The following is a 20,569-nucleotide window of genomic DNA, read 5'->3' on the forward strand; positions in this document are numbered from 1 at the left end:
CAAATAATACATAAACACCTATATATTAATGACTTTTATATGTTTCTTTATACTATACAAACAACTTAATTTTTAATTTTTAAAATTCGAAAGTATGAAAAAGAAAAAGAATTTTAAATCCGTATCCATTTTCACTTTGTTGATATTATGCGGATCATTTTTAGCACCAAATGCAATGGCGGATGGTGAATCTGGGCCTGGGAATGACTACTTAACGAAAGTAGATTATGAAAGGGAAAGTAATCAAAAAATCCCTGTTGCAGATGGTAATCCATTATGTACCTACATTATATGGTTAGAGAAAGGCACAGATTGCTATGGTTCCGGTTCAGTGAAGTGCAGTTTTTACTATTCCAAAATGGTGAAAAGCACGAGTATACAACCATGTAATCCTGCAGGTCCACCTCCATAATTATTTCTTTATCTAAATACAAAAAAAGAAACTATACGTTTATAAGAAATTCATTATCAACCTAACAATACATATATGAATACTAGAAAACAAACTACTTTATTCAAAAGTATTATAACGATTACATTTTTAGCATTATGTTTTTTTAACATCACTACAAATCAAGGGGATATCAATTTTTTTACAACCGTAAAAGCACAGAGTGAAGGAGGTCCCGGATGGAAATATGCTAGCAGAACGACAACTACTAATACGAACATTGAAAGAGTTCCACTTGACGGAATTTTGTGCGTAAATCGTACTTATGTTGAAAAAAGGACAATCTGTTATGGTCAAGGTACAGTTGATTGTGAAGCAGATTACGAAATATCCTATACGGACGGAGCTCCATTTTTATGTGCTCCCCCAAGGTTGCAATAAATATACTCCTGTTCACTGCCGCGAATTAACCTATTAACAATTAGTATTCCCCATAATGTATTTGTATAAGCGTAACCTATACTTCACATCCCTATTATTTCTAGGTTTTCTTGGTTGTACTCCTTCTAAAAGAAAAACATCTAAAGAAGGAATTAAAATATCCCTGGCTACAAACGAGGCACCTGACACTGCATATTCAACGTCCTATACACAGGTTAATCTGGAAACAAAAGGTGCACCTTCCTTTTTAAAAGAAGTTAATCGAATCTATTTCGATGAAGAGAAGTTTTTTATATTAGATAGAGGGCTAAGAAAAATTGTAATATTTAATTCATCAGGTAAATATTTGAGTACAATAGATAGAATAGGAAGAGGTCCAACAGAATATAATCAGTTGAGTGATTTTTATTTAGATACAAAGAATAAACAGATAGTTGTACTTTGTTCACGTCCATATAAAGTAATGTTCTTCAATTACAATACAGAATTTATTAAAGAAAACAAAATCGATGATTTATTCTTACAGATGGGGAGTGATGATAAATTTTACTATTTCCAAAAAGCAGAGATGATTAATGGTGACATAGGAAAATATAATCTGGATGTATACTCAAAAGATCTAAAGTTTATCAGAAGTCTTTCTCCTATAGTTGGCAGTGATTTAAATTATATTGATATCGTTGGTAATTCGATCACTACCGGGAGAAATTTATTTTTCTCAAAAAGGTATGATGACAATATCTATCATTTGGAAAACGGTAATGTTACGATCAAATATCGTATAAATTTTGAGGAGGCAACTTTACCAGAAGATCTACAAAGCCAAAGTACTTCTGATGAATTTTTTAAAAGGGTAGATGAAAAAAAATATGTTTATGGCATTAAAGATGTCGTAGAAAGCGATCAATTTGTAGTTTTTCAGACGAATCAGGGAATGTATTTCTTAAACAAAAATAACAAAGTTTTAACTCAGGTCAGAACTCTTGTCAGTAGTGATATAAAATTCAGTCTTTCTAATTATTTGGTTTTAGGAAATACAAAAGATCAAATTGTATTTATCCAGGATCCTGTTAGATTAAAAAGTCTGTATGAGTATTCAATTACCAAAACAAAAGATTTAAATAAAAAATTCGTAGAAATTGCGAAAAATATTGAAGATGGAGATAATCAAATACTTTTTATCTACAAGTTAAAATAAACAGATCTTTTTAAAAACATACAGTCTTATAGTGGCTATTTCTGTATAGTTTCTATAGGACTGTATGCTACATACATCCTCTCAAAATTTCAACTTCAAAAGTACCAGGATATTATTATTTGCTATTGATCTGGTTTTCTTCCACCCCGGTCAATTTTTAATACAGGACTCCCGCCAATAGGGTAATTATAAAATGTGAGGAATACTTACCAAGCCAGGCTCATCATTAGCATCGTTAATACAATGCTTTTTTATCAAAAAAATCATACCCGGTAAGTTGCCGAATGGCATAATATAACGACCAATACTCCTTAATCGTCTGCAAATATATAGTTGTAGCTGCATCTTTTTGGGTTTGAGCATTATTAAGGTCATAAATGGAAATAGCTCCGTTCAAATACCTATTCATTTCAAGATTGTAGTTTTGAATAGAAATATCTCTAGATGCTTTAGCCATTTCAAAATATCTACTGCCAAGATTCCACTGGGAGATATTTAACAATAATTCCTGTTCAATTATTAGATTGTCCTGTTTAATTTTACTCTCGACCATATTCAAGTTATTCTCAGCCCTTTTTTTTTGATTTTTCGTCATCCCCCAATCCAAAATGGGCAAAGAAAAAGATATCACCAAATTTTGCTGGTTTTGCAAGTTTGTTAAAATATCCGGCACAGACAACGCCGTATTAGAAACCCCAAAATTGGCGTTCACGTTAAACTTCAATCCACTTTCAGCTCTCACCTTCATCAGATTTTTTTCTGCTTCTAGACGTTTTATTTTATAATCGATAACATTTTGACCGTGTTCAGCAGCCAGTTTTATTGCTTCTTGAATATCAATTTCAATAAAATGTATATCATCAGGAATTGTAAGAATATTTTTTTGATAATCGGGAACCATTAGGTAGGATGAAAGTCTCCGCTCCGCCAAAACAGTATTCAAACTATCCATTGTTAACTGCTTTTGTATATTCAACAAATTCATCTTCAGCTGCATTAGATCTCCTTTTGAAACCGCTCCCAATTTGAACCTTTCCTGAGAAATAGAATAGAGTCTCTCCGCATTTTTCAAATTTTGTGTAGATAATGCCAGACTGGATTGTGCAAATAAGTTATCAAAATAATATACTGCCGTTTGAGAAGCAATTGCTTCAAGACTTGAATTATATTCACGCTTTGAATATTCATATTTCAATGGCTCAATTTTTTTGTTCCATCTCAAACTATTATAGCCGATTGTATTTTGTGAGTAGGAAAGCAAAAATGGAATAGATGAGTAACGTGTAGACCTGTTATCTCCGAATACATCGATTCGGTCTAACGAGGTATTTAAAGAAACTACTCCTCCAGAAATTCCCACATTTTGTTTAAGCCCCATAATTAGGGAGCTGTATGCTTGGTTTTGAGAAACAAATGTATCATCTCCCGAAGGAAGTGTAATTCTATTAATTGATCGGCTGTAGTTCGGCACTATACCATCGAGATACAAAGTCGGTAAATTCTCTGCTTTGAATTCCTGAAAATTAAAAAAGTCTGTCTGCTGTTTATTCTTTGCCAGCTTGTAATCATAGGAATTCTTTAGCGCCATCTCAATTGCATCATCCAGCCTCAATATTTTTCCCTGTCCCAGGCAGAAGCCAGGCAATAGCAACAATAGCAGTGTTATAAAACTATTCGATTCTAATTTGAACTTCATTCAGAGGTTTTTTGATAAATTAAACGATATAACAGTGGTAAAAAAAATAAGCTAATTAAAGAGCCAAAAATAATTCCTCCTATAAGTGTTAGAGCCAGTGGCTTTTGTATTTCTGATCCAAGATCGTTCATAAATAATGTTGGCAACAGGGCTCCGATACTTGTTAGACTGATCATAATTATTGGTCTTAATCGCATTTCACCACCTTTGTGAATCGATTCTTCGAGGGAATATCCCTTTTTTCTAAATTGATTGATTGCATCAATTTTCAAAATTGAATCATTTATTATAAGTCCACACATGATCACTATACCTATGAGTGACATTAAATTGATTGAATTTCCCCCAATATATAAAACTATTAAAGCGCCGGAAATTGATAACGGTAATTCAATTAAGATAAACAATGGTTGTATGAGTGATTCAAATTGAGCAGCTAGTATAAAATAGAGAAGCAAAATGGAAATACTGAGGACAATCGCCATCTGCCGAATAAGTTTTATATTTTCAAAATGACTTCCTATGATATCTACGATTATGCCAGGTCTTGATTTTTTTAATAACTCCCTAATTGTCTCCAGATCCTCCACGGGATTTTCTGTTTGAACATTTATACTATAATATTTCGCATTGCTATCTGTCGTAATATTTTTGAACTCTTTTTTGTGACTTATAGTGATAAGCTGATTCAAAGGAATATTCACCTGTTCTCTGTTCTTTACAAAATTTTCTTTAAAAAAATGTATACTTTTTGCCTGATCAGATGTGGATAGAAGTATTGGGATCCGAGTATTACTTGTTTCCAGATTATCGATAAAAATAGGTGTCAGTAAATGCTCAACTTTTTTTACTACATTTTCACCATCTACATTATACAGCGATAAATTATAGGTATTTAATTTAAAAATGGTTTTTTCCTGCATCTCTATGGGATTAATACCACTTTTTGGTAAGTTTGATCTCAGAAGATCTATCACGTATTTGACATCATCTTCCTTCGGCATTTCAGAATCATCCATGTTTTTAATATTTAAAACAAGGGGAGCCATGCGACTTCTAAAGGCTGCATCTAAAGCATTTTCAGCTATCGAAAAGGTTAAGATACTATTGGGGTAGTCCTTTTGACAGGAAAGAGCTAAAAGTTTACGGATTTCATCAGGATTTTGATTGTTATTGGTTTTTAAATATATCCTCGCCTCATTGTAATTCGGTGAAATGGTAGACCTTAGTAAGTATTGCTGTTCTCCAAGCCAATAATTTAATTCACTTACCAATGGTCTGATCCTTTTTATTAATGATTCTGTCCTATATTTATTTTCCCTAAGATCAATATCTTCGTTCCACTTAATCGTAACGTAAGTTTCATCCCTACTAAAATCAGGAAGACGACTCTTCTGTATATTCTGAAAGATTAAAACACCAATCAGCAAAACAATTACATTAAGTGCTATCATTGAATATGGATGTCTATACACAAAACTTACCCCTCTTTCATAAGAAAAATTCAGGGTGTTTCTCCTGTTTTTCCTGATTCCCTCTGGTTCAATATTATGGTCCTTATGCAGTTTTTTATATAATACAGGAATAAATAAAATTGACACTAGTATAGAGGAAAGAACCCCGATCATAACTGATATAGCCTGATCATAAAATAATGCTCCTGCCATTCCACCTAAAAAAAGAAGCGGAACAAATACACCGCAATTAGTGAATACTGCAGTAATTAAGGGAGAAGTTACGTCGTTGGTTCCTAATATAATAGCAGTATCAATTTTTTCACCGGATTTTTCTAGACTATTTATACTATCGACAACAACAATTGAATTATCAATGATCATTCCCAAGCCCAATATCAGTCCGCCAAGCGATATGATATTGAGAGAGATGTCCAATAAATAAAATCCAACCAGGCTTAACAATAAAGTAAGAGGAATGGTGATAAAAATTATAATGGCGGCTTTTAATTCTCTGATAAAAAACAACATAAGCAACAGTGCCAAAATACCACCAAACAATAAATCCTGAACAAGATTGCTAATTGAGAAATCAAGCAGCACTGATTGATCTTCAGAAAGTTCAAAACCGAGATTTGGATAGTCTCTTCTCATTTGTGAAATTAGAAGATTAAAATTTGACTTTAGGTGATCGATCTTGGCGCCATGATTTTTTAGAATTAGAATATTGAGTGCTCTAGCATCATTCGAGTAATATTGCCCACTATCCTCCTGCGTCGCAAATTTAATATCTGCAAGTTCCCTCAATTTAAAGATTCTTCCTCCCACATTCACAGAAATATTTTCAACATCCTTAATATTAAGAAGTTCTGTATCAAATTTTAAATAAAACTGATGATGTCCATCTTTTACCAAAATATTATTTATGTTAATTTTAGTATGGGCAAAAGCATCAATTAATTCATTAGCAGTTATTCCCAAAGTTTGAAGGTACCCTTGCTTTTCCTCAATAAGGATTTCCTGGAAGGAAACTCCCGTAACATCTACCATAGCAACCTCTTCTAGCTGTTCAATTCTGCTACAAATGACATTTCGACAAAAACCGGACATCTCTGTAAATTGTTCAACGGATAAAGGTTCATTCTTAGGGAAAACATTCAGCTGAAATATTGGAATGTCGGCAATATCGAATCTGGTAATAATCGGCCTATCTATATCACGTGAAAATCTGTTCATCATCTGGTCAATTCTATCATTCACTTCAATAAAGGCGAGACTTATATCAGTACCATGAATGAAATTAAGTCTGATACTGCATACTCCTTCAGAAGAATTACTTTCTATATGTTCAAGATTACTGACTTGTAGCAAATCATTTCTAATTGGATCAGTGATTTGCTTTTCCAGTTCATTCGCTGTTAATTTTAGATTTTTAATACTGACTAAAATCTCGGGAATATCGGACCTTGGTATTAACCCGGTGGGTAAATAAAAAAAGGAGCCCACACCTAATAACGCCAAAGAAAAAAATGTTATGAAAACAGCAATAGGCCTTTTAATCAAGTATGCTATCATTTTTTATTTGTTGGTTTATGTAAAATAAAGATTGGCAAGATCAGATACACACAAAAAATTGATACGATTAATCCACCAATGGTACCAATCGATAAGGTGAACCAAAAACCATCATCTTCTTTAGTAAATAAGAAGGGTAAAAGACTCACAATCGATGCCATAGCAGTGATTAAAATTGGCCCTGCCTTCGCAGCAAAAGACTTTATGTAAGTTCTAATCTCATCTTGATGATTCTGATGAGATTTAGTCATAAAATAATGATTTAAATCATTAATGACATAAAGACACATATTACAGACTAAACCGCATAACATTAAAAGTGATGCATATGCTCCCTCGTCGAAACCGATTTCAAATAAATAAAAGAAGATGAAAACACCCGTGAATGAAATGGGTACCATGATTAATATCGCAATTGACTTGCTAATCGACTCCAATAAAGCTGCAACTATAATAAAAATAATGAATAATGCCATTGGAATTACCCATAGATAAGCAGAATCTCTTTTACTGTTAACAGAATCAGCAAATGATTGAGAGATACTATACCCCAGCGCGAGTCCGGACTGCATTTTTTCTATAAATGATTTTTGAAAAACATCATTGCTCTCATAGGATCCTAAATACCTGTAATGGATATTCAGGACGTACTCCATATTTTCTCTTTTTATGTTTCCATGAAATACATTAAAATTTAATTGCCCAAACTTAGAGAGCTTGGTATAACTACTGTCCTTTGATGGTATAGGGCTGTGTAGCAATGTCCAAACATCCGGAGGTAATTCAGGTTCATTTTCAATAAAGAGCGGATAAAAGTCATTCGTGGTATTAATGATAACCCCAATCTGGTACATGATCTTTTCATCAAAGGAGAAACTCTGTCTCAGATCTGAAGCACGAATATCTGATAAATAGGAGCTATTTCGGGAGGAAAGATCTATCTCGAACTCTTTATTAGGTTGGACATAATTTCTCTTTTCAGAAGAGATTTGTGTCATTTCTACCCTAACATTTTGCAAAAGAACTTTTTGTACATTCTTGGCAATATTCATTAAATGAGTGTAATCATATCCTTTCAAAACGAGAGTAGCATCTGAAAGATCCTCATTGAGCTGATTCGAGAATCCATCACCAATTCCATAAACTATCGTTTCTACTGAACCAGAATTAGACGCCAACTCTTCAAGCCTACTTTTTAACCGGAATGGAAAATGTTTATTATAGTGAGGCTTAAATTTTATCAGGATACTCGCCTCATTATCGTTAACATGAATAGTATAATAAGATATTTCTTTGTTGTAATTTTTTAAGCATCTTTCGAACTCTCTGGTCGCATTATTCAATTGATCGATTGTTGAACCGTTTGAAGGGAGTATCCTTATATTTATGTCACCATCTTTACTTGCCTTTTGTGAATGGCGGTTACGCTTATTTGAACTAATATATAAATACATAAATCCACCTAAATATTTATTAAGCGGATCTCTTATTTCCGAATTATAAAAATCACTCCCAAAAATTGAATTGTATATATTTTTTCCTATGACATCATCTTCGATTTTTCTGGGAAGTAAAAATACTGGAATACCAAAAATCAAAATCATGCAGATAATACAGAAGTTACGATACCTAAGCATAAAACATAATTGCTTGTAATAGAAATGATTGAATTTTATTAATAATCTACTTTTAGCTATTGATCTTTGATGGTTTCCATTCTTAAAAGGAAAATAGAAGAGCAATGAAGGAATTAAAAAATATGCAATCGGTAACGAAACAGCCAACATTATTATTATTGCCTTAGCAAAATCAATAATATTTACCTGTTGCTCCTCGGGTAAAAAAAATAGGGCAATAAGCGATCCGAAAGTAGTGAATGTAGCTGCAACAATCGCTGAGAATATCCGATTCTTTCGATGTCTTTGGATATCTTCAATGATTATTATAGTATTGTCAATGACCATACCTAATGATATTGTTATACCAACTATGGAGTATAAATGAATATCGACTCTGCATATATAATAGAAATTAAATGCTATGCAGATATTTGCAAATAGAGAAATTATTATGATTGAAATGTATTGTATTCTCTTAGTGAATACAATAATAAAAACCACCAAAATAACAATAGATAAAACTGCCCTGAAAGCAGTTGCATATAACTCACTTCTAAGCGGTTTGGTATTATCTTTTAACAAAACAAGTGAAATATCTTTAGATAATGTTTTAGCAACCGAATCCAGTTTCCTCTGGATTCGGTTGCTTAATTCAATCGTATTAATATTTGGCGCAGCAGAAATATCGATGCTAATTACTTCCCTGCCATTGATACGATGATAACTTGAAATGGGTGAGAGGCTTAGTTTGAGTTCGCAAACATCTTTCATTGTTATCAAACGATCTTCCATTTTTTTAATTGGAAAACTATAAATATCCTGGATGGACAATATTTGGCTTTCAAATGAAATATTGTAAATATTACTCTTTATTTTTGTTAAACCATATTCATTTCCCGTAATCCCCCGACTAACGGCTTCAGTAATGTCAGTTATAGATAATCCAAACGATTTAAGTTTAGCAGGAAAAACATGTATAATAACAATGGAATCTCTAGCATACTGTACTGAAATATTGGAAATCCCTCTATTTTTTTTGATTGCTGGAAGTATTTTGCTTCTCAAAGTTAGCATTTCTGCATTGTTTAATCCTGAACAAAGCAAGCCATAATTTAGTAGTACATCATTAAAATTTTCATCATACGCTTTGTCAAGCGTAATGTTTGGATACACAGTACCATTGGGGAATGTTTTAAATAATGCCCTTAATTGAGAGTTGGCTTCAAATTTAAATTTCACAGGATCAGTCCATTTTTGGAATGACAAATTGATTATACTGTAATTAGCTCCTGATGACGATTTAATAGTTTCAATCCCTTTAAGCCTCGATAAAACCTTTTCAATCGGGATAGTTATGGTTCTCTCTGTAATCTCCGGCGTGGATTTATCAGTCGTAGTTTGTATTGTTAATGAAGGTAAACTGGAATCAGGTGTTAATTGTACAGGAAGTTCAGTTAACAAGAAAATTCCAGTCACCGAGCATAGAAAAAAAATTATTATTATCTTAAAATCTGAAATCTTCTTATTTTTAGGCAAAGTACTCATCTATTTATCACCATCCTCTATTATAATATGTTTATCATTAGCCAGATTATAGTTTCCAGAAAAAATGACCTTATCCCCTACTTTTAGTCCGCTTTTAATATTATAATAGGAGCTATTTTCACCTGCTATTTCTACATAGTTCCATTTTGCAACTGAGTTATTGATTGTGAAAATTACTTTTCGATTTTGTCTATCTAATACTGCATCTCTCGGAACCACTAGCTGGTCATTCAAAATTTCCTCAATAACAACTTTTACATTCATGCCATCAATCAGTTCACGATTATAATTCTTTACCAGTCCCTTAATTGAAACCATCCCAGATTTTTCAATTGAGGGGTTTATACTAACTATTTTTCCAAAAATTTTTTTTGTGGGATCACTAAAAGGCCGAATTGTGATACGCTGCGCTGAACGAACAAACTTTAATTCCTGTTCAAGAACCTGGAAATCTAATATAAATTCATCATCATTTATGAGGAAACAAAAATATTCCTGAGAAGACCCCGATAAGTATAATTTGCCTTTTAAACTTGCAATTTTACCCGAAAATGGAGCTTTTAAAACTGTACTATTATAGTCAATATCTGCCTGTTCAAGTTCAATCTGCGTAGTGTTTAAGTTGCTGCGAAGTTTTGCTATATCTTTTATTTCCTTTTTAAGATTAGAAGTATCAGAGAGCTGATATCCCGCTCTCAATAATAAATCTTCATAATCAAGCGTTGCTTGTTGGAGCTTTAATTTTAGCTTCTTAAGCGACCTTAAATGCGAAGAATTCTCAAGAGCGGCTATACTTTGCCCAGCATGTACATAATCTCCCTCATTAAAATATATAGCTGAAATTAAACCATCTCCAGAAAACTTCAGGTTTACTTTTTTAATAGCTTCCAATTTTCCATTAGCTATTAATTCGTTACTAAAGGTGCTTTTTACAAGAGTTACAGCTTTAACATGATTCACATCGGTATCCCTCTTAATATCTAACATTGAATCTTTTAGGTCTGAATCTGTACTAGATTTTTTTGATGTACAGGATGACAGCATAACATTACAACAAAGAGGAAAAAACACGTAGTATAATAAAACATTACTTATTGGAATCATAGATAGTGATTTCATATATAACTACTAAGGGTCGTTAACGAAAAAATAATAATCAATTTATTACAAAATGGATTTAAAAAAAAGCCTTATGAACAATCTACTCCCTTTCATATCATAATTAAACTTTCTTTACTCAAACAGAGATATAAGCACAAAATATATCTTAAAATTTAAAATTAAAAGTATAAAAATACCCTATTATAGCATTATATTATCAAATAAAGAATTTTAATTAAAAACTACCTTCAAAGCAAATAATCGGTCCAAAACGTATTTGATCTTTGCATATAAAATTTAAGCGTATTTTTCCTTTAATGCAGTTTTTTATTTGCTAATCATCACCACTCCCGTACTTGTCTCGCTCAGCAATGGTTCATTTTGTCACAGCTATAACTGCACAGCCAACACTTTCAAATATTCCATATTTACTTATTCATGTATTATTAGCTTCCAAGTTTCGTTTGAAAATAAAGATTCCGTTCTAAACAGCATAATTGAAAAGATTACTCCGGCTGAACTAAAAAAGACAAGAGATCGCCTGCGTCTTGCCGGAACGATTGCCGAACTGCTGGCGGAACGTAATATGTCAAAATCACAGTTCGCAAAATTCATGGGTAAAGAACCTTCTGTTGTTAGCAAGTGGTTGAGCGGAACACATCACTTTACGATGGATACACTTTCGGAAATCAGTAATTACCTGGGATTTCCTCTGGTTAGGTTTTTCGAAGAGAAAGAACCGGAAATTATTTTCAAAAGTCATTTTGCCATTACAGGCTCCAAAACTGAACTTTATAATAGATTACCCGAGCCATTCACTATTTAAGAAGTTTTTCCGGATAATTTTTTCTCACACCACACTACAGATTTTCAAAGTCAAATAGTCATAGTACAGTGCGATGACGACAAAAATGGAAATGAAGCATCCTTTTTCGATTTTAAAGGTGACAAGCTGTACCGGCAGAGCACTCCCAACCAATGCTCCTCGCAAAGGAGGTTACATCATTTAGGATAATTATGCTTAAATGATCGTTCTAACCTGTATGCTTTATTTCCCTGGTTAAAGAACGACGCATTGATTTGTAATTATTTTTCCCATGATCTGAGCCCAGGTCTGCTGATTTCTTATACAGCTTCAATGCCAGATCGACATCTTTCTTCCCATAGCCCTCTGAATCATAAATATACGCCAGGTTATTACAGGCTTCTGCATGACCTTTATCGCAGGCCTTAGCATACCAATATATACACTTTTTAGGATTGTACATTGGATTATTCATCCCTAAAAAACTAATATCTTCAAACTGTTGTGCATAATCATATTGTGCATCCGTATGCTCCAAATAAGCAGCTCTTTTAATCAAAAACAGGTATCTATAATACAATTGCATCTTTTCCTCATGATTAAGATCACTAGGATACTTGTATATTTCTTCATCTATTGAACAGGCTAATTTGTATATTTTTTGTCCAACTACAAAACTCGATTTAAAAATTAATAGTCCAAAACTCATATAAACGAACTGAATTAAAAAAAATTAAATAAATTAGAAAATGAAACAATCGTTATTTCTTGTCTTAATGATTATTGCCTTTCATTTGGACTGCTTTTCGCAAAAAAACAATCAGATTGAACTCATAAAAAAGTCAGTCACGAGCTTTTTGCACTGGTACAAGGTTGACCAAGCAAATCCTGTTGACAGAGATTACAAGATTACAAAAGGGGGCTATCCTGATACAACAACCAAACGAAGGATTGATAAAGACGGAGTAGAGAGGTATCTAAATAACCTCAGGAACAGCAAACTGGTATCTGAAACTTTTATAAATAATTTAAGACAGCATTTTTATCAGGTTGATGTTCATCTGGAGGAAAACCCGATAATCAAGGACCTCATTCCAATTATCGGATTGGATTATGATATTGTCCTTTCCAATCAGGAACCAGAGCTTGTACTGGACTACATTGATCAGGGTATCTTCAAAAAGATCAGCATTATCCATCACAAATCGATTGTCGAATTTTATGTCCCACCCTATCGTATTACGGTTGTTTTTGCACTGACCAAGGTTGGAAATAAATGGAAGTTAGATGACATCAGTTATGATTAAAGCGATCTAAACAATATCAAATTGGCATATCAATCAAGTTTCTATTTTATGTTTACAGATCTTGTTATTATTGGAATTGTACTCAATAACCAGGACAGGCCAACCCAGAAAGCTAATGTCTCTACTTTATTTCCACCGGCAGGGTAACTCAGGGTTATTCTTAAATAAACAGCCGTCCCTCCGCCTTAAATTGATTATAACAACCTAAAATAGGTACCCCAAACTCACCAGGAAATTACTTGGTGTTCCGGGGAACAATCTCGTGAAATTTTCTCCTGCTACCCAATACACCTCATTTAGCATATTGTTAAACGTACAGGTCAGCTTAAATTTATCCACCTGGTAATACACCGCTGAGTTCAGCACCACATAAGAAGGTAGCTTAATCACGCCCATATTGGTCATATTCCGTTGAGTAGCATAATTTGCGCCCAATCCAAATCCTACCCCCTGCAAAACACCCCTGTTCATTGTATATTTCGCCCAGATATTTCCCTGGCCTTTAGGGGCATTTGGCATGTATGCACCAACTTCTGCAGCAATATCACTTTCCACAATCTTTGCGATATTGTAAGAAAACGCGGCTGTCAGGGTCAGGTTCGGCAGGATATTTCCATAAATATCCATTTCGAAACCACGTGCCCGTTGCTGACCGATCTGTCTGCGTCTGTCCACATTCACCTCATCAAAAGCACTGACCAAAATATTATTCTGCGTGATCTCATACAAGGCAGTACCAATAGATAGTTTCCTGTAGAAAAGATCAAACTTCGCTCCCACCTCATAAATCCTGCTGGTCAGCGGATCAAAAGGTCCCCCATACAATTCCTCATCACCGACTATCGCGGCGCTTTGTGGCTGATACCCTTCCGCAAAGTTCCCATAGAAACTTACCGTCTCATTTGGCGTATACGTAATCCCGACCCTTGGAATAAAAGCACTTTGGGTAAGCTTCTCCGGAGCATCCGTCCCATAATCTACGATATCCGTGTAATACTCTTTCCTGATGGCCAGGAGCACCTGAAATTTGCCCCATTTGATCTGATCCTGCACATAAAAACCATTCAGGTAATACTTCCGCGGATCAGGCGCCACCGCCTCAACGATATAATTGTTCATAGAGGTGATCCCATAATCCGGATTCTTCAAATCAAAATGCGGGACATTCGGGACAGGCATATGGTTAATGATCAGGTACCGGTCGCTTTTGGAAGGATCGTAGCTATTGTAAACCCGGCTCCTGTCTTTACTCAAATATCCTCTTGCCCTGGTGGCAGAATTGTACACAGGAAAAATCTCCTGGATATAATCGTAGCCCAATAAAACCGTATGCTGCAGCGGCCCGGAAGTCAACTTGATATTAAAATATGCACTCAGGTTATCCATATTGTTCTTCGCCTGGCGCTGGTAGGCCTGCATGGCGATCATATCGGGCAGTTCATTCCCTGCGGAATCTACCCCATACCCATTCGCCGTGCGGTGTTCTATTAAATCTTCATCATACATAGACCGCGTAAACGCAGTATTGAACGTCACCTGCTCACTGAATTTATGCTGCAGGGAGATATTCGCATTCATGAACAGCTCCTTCGCAAAGTCATTTCTTTTACCGATGGCAAATGAAGTTGGTGTGGTATACAGGTCTTCCTGCGTATTGGCCCCAAAAATCGGCTGGCCACGGTCAAATTTGGTATTGTTCATCTGGTAAAGGAACTCCACATTCACCCTTGTTCTTTCACTTGGCAGAAAAGAAAAAGAAGGAGCGATCACCGTATACTTTCCACCCTGCAGGGCGCGAAAAGATTCTGAATCCTGGTAAGCCAGGTTCAGCCGGTACAATAAAGTTTTATCGGCATTCATTGGCCCGGTGAAATCTGCCGATAGCCGATTGGTATTGTAACTGCCGGTCGCAAACTGTACCGACTTGCGTGCTTCTGCCAAAGGTTTTTTGGTCACCAGGTTAATGGTTCCTCCCGGATCAGCATTCGCATATAAGGCTGAAGTGGGTCCCTTGAGGACTTCCACCCGTTCAATATTGGGCAGCATGGTCTGGGAGCGGATCTCCGTCACCACCCGCTGTCCGTTGATCAGTTTACTGGTCGCTTCGAAACCGCGGATAACATAACTCCGGTTATTGCTGGTCGACTGGCTCACGCCACTGACATTTTTGATGGCTTCATTGACCTTAAACACCAGCTGGTCATCAATGGTTTCTTTGGTCACATAACTGATCGCCTGGGGTACTTCCTTCCAGGACATATCTGTTTTCGTTCCGCTGAAGGTATTCGAATTCCGGTAACTGGTCTCCTTGCGGCCGACCACTTCAATCGTCTGCAAATGATTGTTATCTGTCAGCATGTTGAAAGTAAAGACCTTACTTCCCCCCTCCTGCAAATGGACTTCCCTGGTCTGCTGCTGAAAACCGAGGGACGACACGGTCACCTTATGTTTGCCAATGGACATTTTATGCCGCAGCAAACCTCCTTTATCCGATTGGGCGACAGACACACCGTCAACTGCAATCGTCGCGAAAGGAAGCGGTTCTCCGGTATCCTGCAACACCCTGAACTGTGTATATTCCTGTGGAGCTTTTGTGCGGAGGGTAACCTGGGTTCCTTTCACTTGTACTTTCTCCAGCTGACCAGGAAAAAGCAGGTTCAGCGTTTCTTCGATCGTTTTCTGCTGGATGGAAAGGGTAACTATTCTGCGGCTATCGATCTGGTCGTTGCCATAGGAAAAATGAACCCCAGCGGCATCGGCAATCTGCAGGAGTGCATCGCCAATGGCCACCTGTTTGAATTCGAGGGTAATCCGGCGTTTAAGGATATTTTCCTGGGCATAAAGTCCTGTATGGGAAAGAAGCAGCGCGCAAATCAGGAGTAATAGGGCTTTCTTATTTCGAAGGTGATCGAAATGCAAAAATTGATTCATACTTTTGTAGAAGTTACTTAATTTGATTGATTGAGATTATTTAACATCTCGGTATTTATCCCGCCAAGGAATACCGAGTTTTTTTTATTTAGGGTAATACGGTTATTGTGATATTTGAAGCTTACTACTGAGGTAATTGATTTTTATTTTTAGTGCATTTGATATTTATTTTCAGGGTATTTGATATTGATCGTTACACCATTGGATACTGATCATTCAGGGGAAATGACAATACTGCCTTCCTGTTGCTTATAGTTGAACTTCAATGCAAATCCGATGGCTCGTAACACCTCTCCCAGCTGAGGTTTATCGAACTGACCAGTAAAAGATCTGCCAGCCAGTTTTTTATCTGTGATCATGATCTTCACTCCATACCAGTTCTCCAGTGTAGCCGTGATTGCCTGTAAGGAATGGTTATCGAACAGCAGTTTACCTTCCTGCCAGGCCGTATATTTTTTCGCATAAACCTTTCTTTTTTCAAAGTGCCCTTCTGCTGTGATTTCCACCTGTTCATTGGGGATAACGGTCATCATTTGCTTCGTCCGGGTATCCTGATAAGCCACCTTTCCGGTCAGCACCGTCAGATTTCTGTGAGCCTCCCGCTCTACAAGATTAAAAGATGTTCCGAGCACCCGGGTCTCCGTAGTTTTGCCAGCAATAATGAAAGGCTTCTCCGGATTTTTCACTACGTCGAAAAATGCTTCCCCGGCTAATTCCACCCTCCTTGTATCGCCGAATTTATCCGGATACCTTAAAGATGAATTTGCATTTAAATGTACAATGGTTCCATCCGGCAAAGTGACTTTGGCACGCTCTGCTTTTTTGGTTTCAATTGTCGCAAAATGCAATGCTGCTGAGGGTTCCTGCTGGAAGCGGAGTACTGAAAACACCGTGCAGACCAGCGCGATACACGCGGCAGCCGACCAATAATATAAACGGTAGGACTTGGGGCTGATCCTACGGCTGATTTTATTCCAGAGTTCAGGTTCCAGCTGCGCTGCCGGTTCCAGCTGGTACTGATCGTAATCTTCCAGCTGCAACCATTCTTCTACAGCTTTACGCTCTTCCGCTGTACAATGCCCCTGGTAATAGGCATCCAATAACTTTTCGTCTATTTTCATTGATATCTTGTTCTTCCAATTCACCGGACTTTATCCATCCAGTTAAAAGTATACGGTTTGGGAATCCTTTTTTCCTAAACGGAACTGAAAAAAACTAAAATATTTTTGATTTGATAAAACGGATCGCTTTGTAGAGGTGGTATTCGACATTTTTACGGCCCATATCCAATTCATTGGCAATGGCCTCATTGTCCAGGCCATCATATAAACTCATTTTGAATACCGCCTGGGATTTTAGGGGTAATTTCGACAGTTGTTGCTGTAAATGGCGACCGGCCTCCCGTTGTAAGACATCCTGTTCGGTGGTATTGCTGCCAGAGGATGGATCTGAAAGCGCATGAAACTGAACCATTTGATGCGCCCTTGTTTGCTGCTGCCTGCTGAAGTTCAGTGCTTCTAACTTGGCTGCACGCAGGAGATAATGTTTCATCATCCCCTCATCTTTCAGAAAATTTCGTTTTTGCCAAACCATGATGAACACATTCTGTGTCAGGTCAGCCGCGGCATCATCATCACGGGTATAGTAATGACAAATCTTAAAAACATCTTTCCAGTAAGCTGCAAAAATATGCTCATATTCTTGAACAGTTAATCCGCTTTGTGTAAATGGAACAGTTGTTTCGGACGACATAGTGACCGCAAACTTAAATATTATCTAGACTAATTCAAAGCAGCAGGCCTAAATTGGAGGTTACTTGTCTTCTGACAATTTTTGCGAAAAACGTGAATATGCAATGAATTAAAAAATTATTTCAATTTTACTGCATTGTTTGTTTCTTTCCTTCTCCTACCTGAAAAAAGAGAAGAAGTATTCCTGCTATCCACACCTATAACTGTTTTCTTAATGAAGAACTTCGCATTCAATGCCTCCATAAAATCTAAAATTCTATCAAACGATACTCCAGCAAAATCATTGGCCTCATGCCATTGAATCTGTTGTTCTTTTAACCCAACCTTATCTGCGAATTCTTTTTGTGACAAGCCCAATGCTATTCGGGTTTGAATAATAGCTCTTGGGAGGTCCTCCAATTCTTTTGGGTTTTAATTATTCAATCAGTTATTCATGCCGAAATGGGATGCAAAATTTTTGATGATAATTTTTTGGGAGCCGGGGCACTTTATCTCCACCTTGTATAATAACATGAGTTCATCTCCTCAACGCTCAAATTAACGCTCCCACGATGAAAAACCTCCCCCACTTTAAAGCAGTGGTCATATTCCTGCTTCTGGTACCCACCTGCTCCTACTCCCAACAAAATGTTGAAACACATTTTTTCAGTTCATTCGTGATCAACAATGAAACCTTTAACTACGAATACAAGCTTACGGCCAATCAGATCAGTTCCCTAAAAATTGATAAAATAACAAGCGCCAGCAGCATTGACACCACTAAGATTAAAGACAATTTACTGACCATCAATAAAAAAATAGAGGACAACCATACTGACTGGCTCATTGACAAAGACACGCTACTCCGCATACAGTCCGGAATAAGTGGGATCATCAGGGACATACCGATGGGAATAAACCATCTAAAAATGTCCAACTCCCAGATTGATCAGATCTGTACGCAACTCAATGCCAGTATAAGTGCCTTGAAACCGGACAGCCTAAATCAGCCCAGGATAGCGGAAATTGAAAGTCTGACCGCAAATCTTCAGCAGCTTAAAAACGTTAATCTAGAGGCCATTGGGCAGGATAAAGAGGCAAAATTTGCAACCTTCAGCCCTGAAACCATAAAAAGTATTGTAGATGCGAAACTCAGGAATAAATTCTCCATCAAGCTACAGGAAATTCAGCTGAACGACCTTTCACAACAAATATTCTATGAAATCTCAGCAAGAAGAAATTTCGCGAACGACCAGCCTTCCACTGCCTTCATGCGACTTCATTCAGATCAGCTCAATGGGTATTTCGATGGGGTAAAAATCATCAGGAAACCAGAGTCTGAGAGTTACAATTTATTCAAGAAAAAGATCCTGCCTGTATTTAATAGCCATGGAGAGCCCAAAGATGGTCCATTGGACGGTGTAAAGATGGATAAGCTCATGGGGCAGTTACAAGATGCGATCAGGGATACAGATTCCAGAGGGAAGAAAAAGAAAGGGCCTACAGCGGACATTGCTTTGCCAATGAAATTCAAAGAGGCAGACTTTGAATTTGAGGCAGGAACCATTAAAAATATCGAAGCCATTTTTGTGGTCATGATCAACGGTCGGGAGCAGCCCCTGAAATTCAGGAACAACATGCCGATAAGTATCACCAATAAATTTACGCCTGAAAAGTTATGGAACCAGAAAATATATGCTGCCAATCCTGAAATGCTTCCCCAGAATGTGCTGATCAAACATCGCCTGCCAGCAGGAGTTGAAGTGGATACTTCAAAAGCCAAAAATTATGACCTGTATTTCAGGCTGGGGGATTTAATCCGGTACGACATCATCCTGGCCAACTACAGGGAAGATTATAGCCCGAAAGATGTGGTAGTCAAGCTATCTGAACAGCAAAGCGTGGTTGAACTTAAAAAACAGGACCGTTCTAAAATTCTCACCGTTAAAACTTATACCGATTTCAGCGGCATCAATAGTGAGCAACCGAATGGCTTGATTCAGCTTGAAGCAAGTATTGGCGTCAACTTAAGAACACAAAGACACCAGTCCATCCTCCTGTTCAAAACAAAAAAAGTATATGAAGGCATTTTCACCAAAGCAGATTTGACTGGTCATCTCTCTAAAATTGAAGAGAACAATAAATATCTTCCCCTCTCTGAAAAAGATACGGTTGCGCTGTCGACGAGCAATGGAAAAAAACAGTTTGCCCTCAATGCCCTGGAATTGTACCGGTATAAAAATACGGGTATTGATTTTAACCTTAATTTGTACAAGGTAAACCTGGCCAGTATCATGTCAAATGTACAGATCAACGGGACAGTAGGGATCTGGAGAACCGGGATAGTTGATTCCCTTTCCATCGTCAATAATGCGTATACAAAGATGAGTACCAGAAACGAGAGAATGATCACCAGCACTGCCCTAAACTTTAATGCTTCCTATGAATTCATGCCAGAGGACCGTTATAGTTTTAAGGTATGCCTGAGTCAGACCTGGTTAAATGCCCAAAGTCCGGAGATTGTTCTGAACCGGAATTTCAGGCGACAGATCAGGACATTATCCTTTGAAGGGTTTCTAAATTTAAATAGTGAAAATACCTCCCGGTTATTTTTCCGGTGGAAGTTAAACACCCTGGCTTCTGATACGAAGATCAATTTTAATCAGGTTCAACTGGGATATCTGGTGGATGTTTTTAAAACGAATGCAAACCATTAAGCCATGTGCGCATAAGTGTCCTAAAATCAGGTGAAAATAGCAAATTTATTTTCACCAAT

15 protein-coding genes are annotated in these 20,569 nt (G+C 36.6%); 6 read left to right on the forward strand and 9 right to left on the reverse strand.

Annotated features, from left to right (window positions below):
- Positions 1–94 precede the first annotated feature (94 nt).
- The 3 genes from ACSBL2_RS17200 (at position 95) to ACSBL2_RS17210 (ending at position 2,030) form a co-directional block, all read left to right on the forward strand.
- Positions 95–412 (forward strand): hypothetical protein, encoded by a 318-nt coding sequence (locus ACSBL2_RS17200; RefSeq protein WP_442587784.1) that lies wholly within the window; start codon positions 95–97, stop codon positions 410–412.
- A 75-nt stretch (positions 413–487) separates the two neighbouring features.
- Complete coding sequence (locus ACSBL2_RS17205; RefSeq protein ID WP_442587785.1) at positions 488–832, forward strand: hypothetical protein; 345 nt, start codon at positions 488–490, stop codon at positions 830–832.
- A 55-nt stretch (positions 833–887) separates the two neighbouring features.
- Positions 888–2,030, forward strand: a complete 1,143-nt coding sequence (locus tag ACSBL2_RS17210; RefSeq protein ID WP_442587786.1) for a 6-bladed beta-propeller — start codon at positions 888–890, stop codon at positions 2,028–2,030.
- Between the two features lie 235 nt (positions 2,031–2,265).
- On the opposite strand, the gene ACSBL2_RS17215 is transcribed toward ACSBL2_RS17210, so the two are convergent.
- From ACSBL2_RS17215 to ACSBL2_RS17230, 4 genes are read right to left on the reverse strand one after another with little or no spacing between them, the layout of a single operon-like run.
- On the reverse strand, positions 2,266–3,726 hold the full coding sequence (locus tag ACSBL2_RS17215) for a TolC family protein (protein WP_442587787.1): 1,461 nt from the start codon (positions 3,724–3,726) through the stop codon (positions 2,266–2,268).
- Positions 3,723–6,755, reverse strand: coding sequence for an efflux RND transporter permease subunit (locus ACSBL2_RS17220; protein ID WP_442587788.1), 3,033 nt, complete (start codon positions 6,753–6,755; stop codon positions 3,723–3,725). The genes ACSBL2_RS17215 and ACSBL2_RS17220 overlap by 4 nt, the downstream gene beginning before the upstream one ends.
- Complete coding sequence (locus ACSBL2_RS17225) at positions 6,752–9,919, reverse strand: efflux RND transporter permease subunit (protein WP_442587789.1); 3,168 nt, start codon at positions 9,917–9,919, stop codon at positions 6,752–6,754. The genes ACSBL2_RS17220 and ACSBL2_RS17225 overlap by 4 nt, the downstream gene beginning before the upstream one ends.
- A complete protein-coding gene (locus ACSBL2_RS17230) occupies positions 9,920–10,906 on the reverse strand; it encodes an efflux RND transporter periplasmic adaptor subunit (RefSeq protein ID WP_442587790.1) in 987 nt (328 codons plus the stop codon). It lies immediately after the preceding gene.
- A 445-nt stretch (positions 10,907–11,351) separates the two neighbouring features.
- Between ACSBL2_RS17230 and ACSBL2_RS17235 the strand changes: the two genes are divergently transcribed.
- Positions 11,352–11,846 (forward strand): helix-turn-helix domain-containing protein, encoded by a 495-nt coding sequence (locus ACSBL2_RS17235; protein WP_442587791.1) that lies wholly within the window; start codon positions 11,352–11,354, stop codon positions 11,844–11,846.
- A gap of 208 nt (positions 11,847–12,054) precedes the next feature.
- Here ACSBL2_RS17235 and ACSBL2_RS17240 read toward each other — a convergent pair whose 3' ends face one another.
- Positions 12,055–12,534, reverse strand: coding sequence for a tetratricopeptide repeat protein (locus ACSBL2_RS17240; RefSeq protein ID WP_442587792.1), 480 nt, complete (start codon positions 12,532–12,534; stop codon positions 12,055–12,057).
- Positions 12,535–12,574: 40 nt separating this feature from the next.
- On the opposite strand from ACSBL2_RS17240, the gene ACSBL2_RS17245 reads away from it, so the two are divergent.
- Positions 12,575–13,132: a hypothetical protein gene (locus ACSBL2_RS17245; RefSeq protein WP_442587793.1), complete on the forward strand. Its 558-nt coding sequence runs from the start codon at positions 12,575–12,577 to the stop codon at positions 13,130–13,132.
- Between the two features lie 204 nt (positions 13,133–13,336).
- On the opposite strand, the gene ACSBL2_RS17250 is transcribed toward ACSBL2_RS17245, so the two are convergent.
- The 4 genes from ACSBL2_RS17250 to ACSBL2_RS17265 form a co-directional block, all read right to left on the reverse strand.
- Positions 13,337–16,063: a TonB-dependent siderophore receptor gene (locus ACSBL2_RS17250; RefSeq protein ID WP_442587794.1), complete on the reverse strand. Its 2,727-nt coding sequence runs from the start codon at positions 16,061–16,063 to the stop codon at positions 13,337–13,339.
- 212 nt (positions 16,064–16,275) lie between these two features.
- Positions 16,276–17,184 carry a FecR family protein gene (locus tag ACSBL2_RS17255; RefSeq protein ID WP_442587795.1) on the reverse strand — a complete coding sequence of 303 codons (909 nt, stop codon included), beginning with the start codon at positions 17,182–17,184 and terminating at the stop codon, positions 16,276–16,278.
- Positions 17,185–17,278: 94 nt separating this feature from the next.
- Positions 17,279–17,815, reverse strand: a complete 537-nt coding sequence (locus ACSBL2_RS17260; protein WP_442587796.1) for a sigma-70 family RNA polymerase sigma factor — start codon at positions 17,813–17,815, stop codon at positions 17,279–17,281.
- A gap of 116 nt (positions 17,816–17,931) precedes the next feature.
- Complete coding sequence (locus tag ACSBL2_RS17265; protein ID WP_442587797.1) at positions 17,932–18,165, reverse strand: helix-turn-helix domain-containing protein; 234 nt, start codon at positions 18,163–18,165, stop codon at positions 17,932–17,934.
- A 200-nt stretch (positions 18,166–18,365) separates the two neighbouring features.
- On the opposite strand from ACSBL2_RS17265, the gene ACSBL2_RS17270 reads away from it, so the two are divergent.
- On the forward strand, positions 18,366–20,510 hold the full coding sequence (locus ACSBL2_RS17270; RefSeq protein ID WP_442587798.1) for a hypothetical protein: 2,145 nt from the start codon (positions 18,366–18,368) through the stop codon (positions 20,508–20,510).
- Positions 20,511–20,569 lie beyond the last annotated feature (59 nt).

The sequence above is a fragment of the Pedobacter sp. AW31-3R genome, from assembly GCF_052180285.1.
GTDB lineage: Bacteria > Bacteroidota > Bacteroidia > Sphingobacteriales > Sphingobacteriaceae > Pedobacter.

Bases quoted from the DNA above. Each gene is read 5' to 3' on its own strand.
- ACSBL2_RS17200 (WP_442587784.1), top strand. From the start codon at position 95: ATGAAAAAGAAAAAGAATTTTAAATCCGTATCCATTTTCACTTTGTTG.
- ACSBL2_RS17205 (WP_442587785.1), top strand. From the start codon at position 488: ATGAATACTAGAAAACAAACTACTTTATTCAAAAGTATTATAACGATT.
- ACSBL2_RS17210 (WP_442587786.1), top strand. From the start codon at position 888: ATGTATTTGTATAAGCGTAACCTATACTTCACATCCCTATTATTTCTA.
- ACSBL2_RS17215 (WP_442587787.1), bottom strand. From the start codon at position 3,726: ATGAAGTTCAAATTAGAATCGAATAGTTTTATAACACTGCTATTGTTG.
- ACSBL2_RS17220 (WP_442587788.1), bottom strand. From the start codon at position 6,755: ATGATAGCATACTTGATTAAAAGGCCTATTGCTGTTTTCATAACATTT.
- ACSBL2_RS17225 (WP_442587789.1), bottom strand. From the start codon at position 9,919: ATGAGTACTTTGCCTAAAAATAAGAAGATTTCAGATTTTAAGATAATA.
- ACSBL2_RS17230 (WP_442587790.1), bottom strand. From the start codon at position 10,906: ATGTTAGATATTAAGAGGGATACCGATGTGAATCATGTTAAAGCTGTA.
- ACSBL2_RS17240 (WP_442587792.1), bottom strand. From the start codon at position 12,534: ATGAGTTTTGGACTATTAATTTTTAAATCGAGTTTTGTAGTTGGACAA.
- ACSBL2_RS17245 (WP_442587793.1), top strand. From the start codon at position 12,575: ATGAAACAATCGTTATTTCTTGTCTTAATGATTATTGCCTTTCATTTG.
- ACSBL2_RS17250 (WP_442587794.1), bottom strand. From the start codon at position 16,063: ATGAATCAATTTTTGCATTTCGATCACCTTCGAAATAAGAAAGCCCTA.
- ACSBL2_RS17255 (WP_442587795.1), bottom strand. From the start codon at position 17,184: ATGAAAATAGACGAAAAGTTATTGGATGCCTATTACCAGGGGCATTGT.
- ACSBL2_RS17260 (WP_442587796.1), bottom strand. From the start codon at position 17,815: ATGTCGTCCGAAACAACTGTTCCATTTACACAAAGCGGATTAACTGTT.
- ACSBL2_RS17270 (WP_442587798.1), top strand. From the start codon at position 18,366: ATGAAAAACCTCCCCCACTTTAAAGCAGTGGTCATATTCCTGCTTCTG.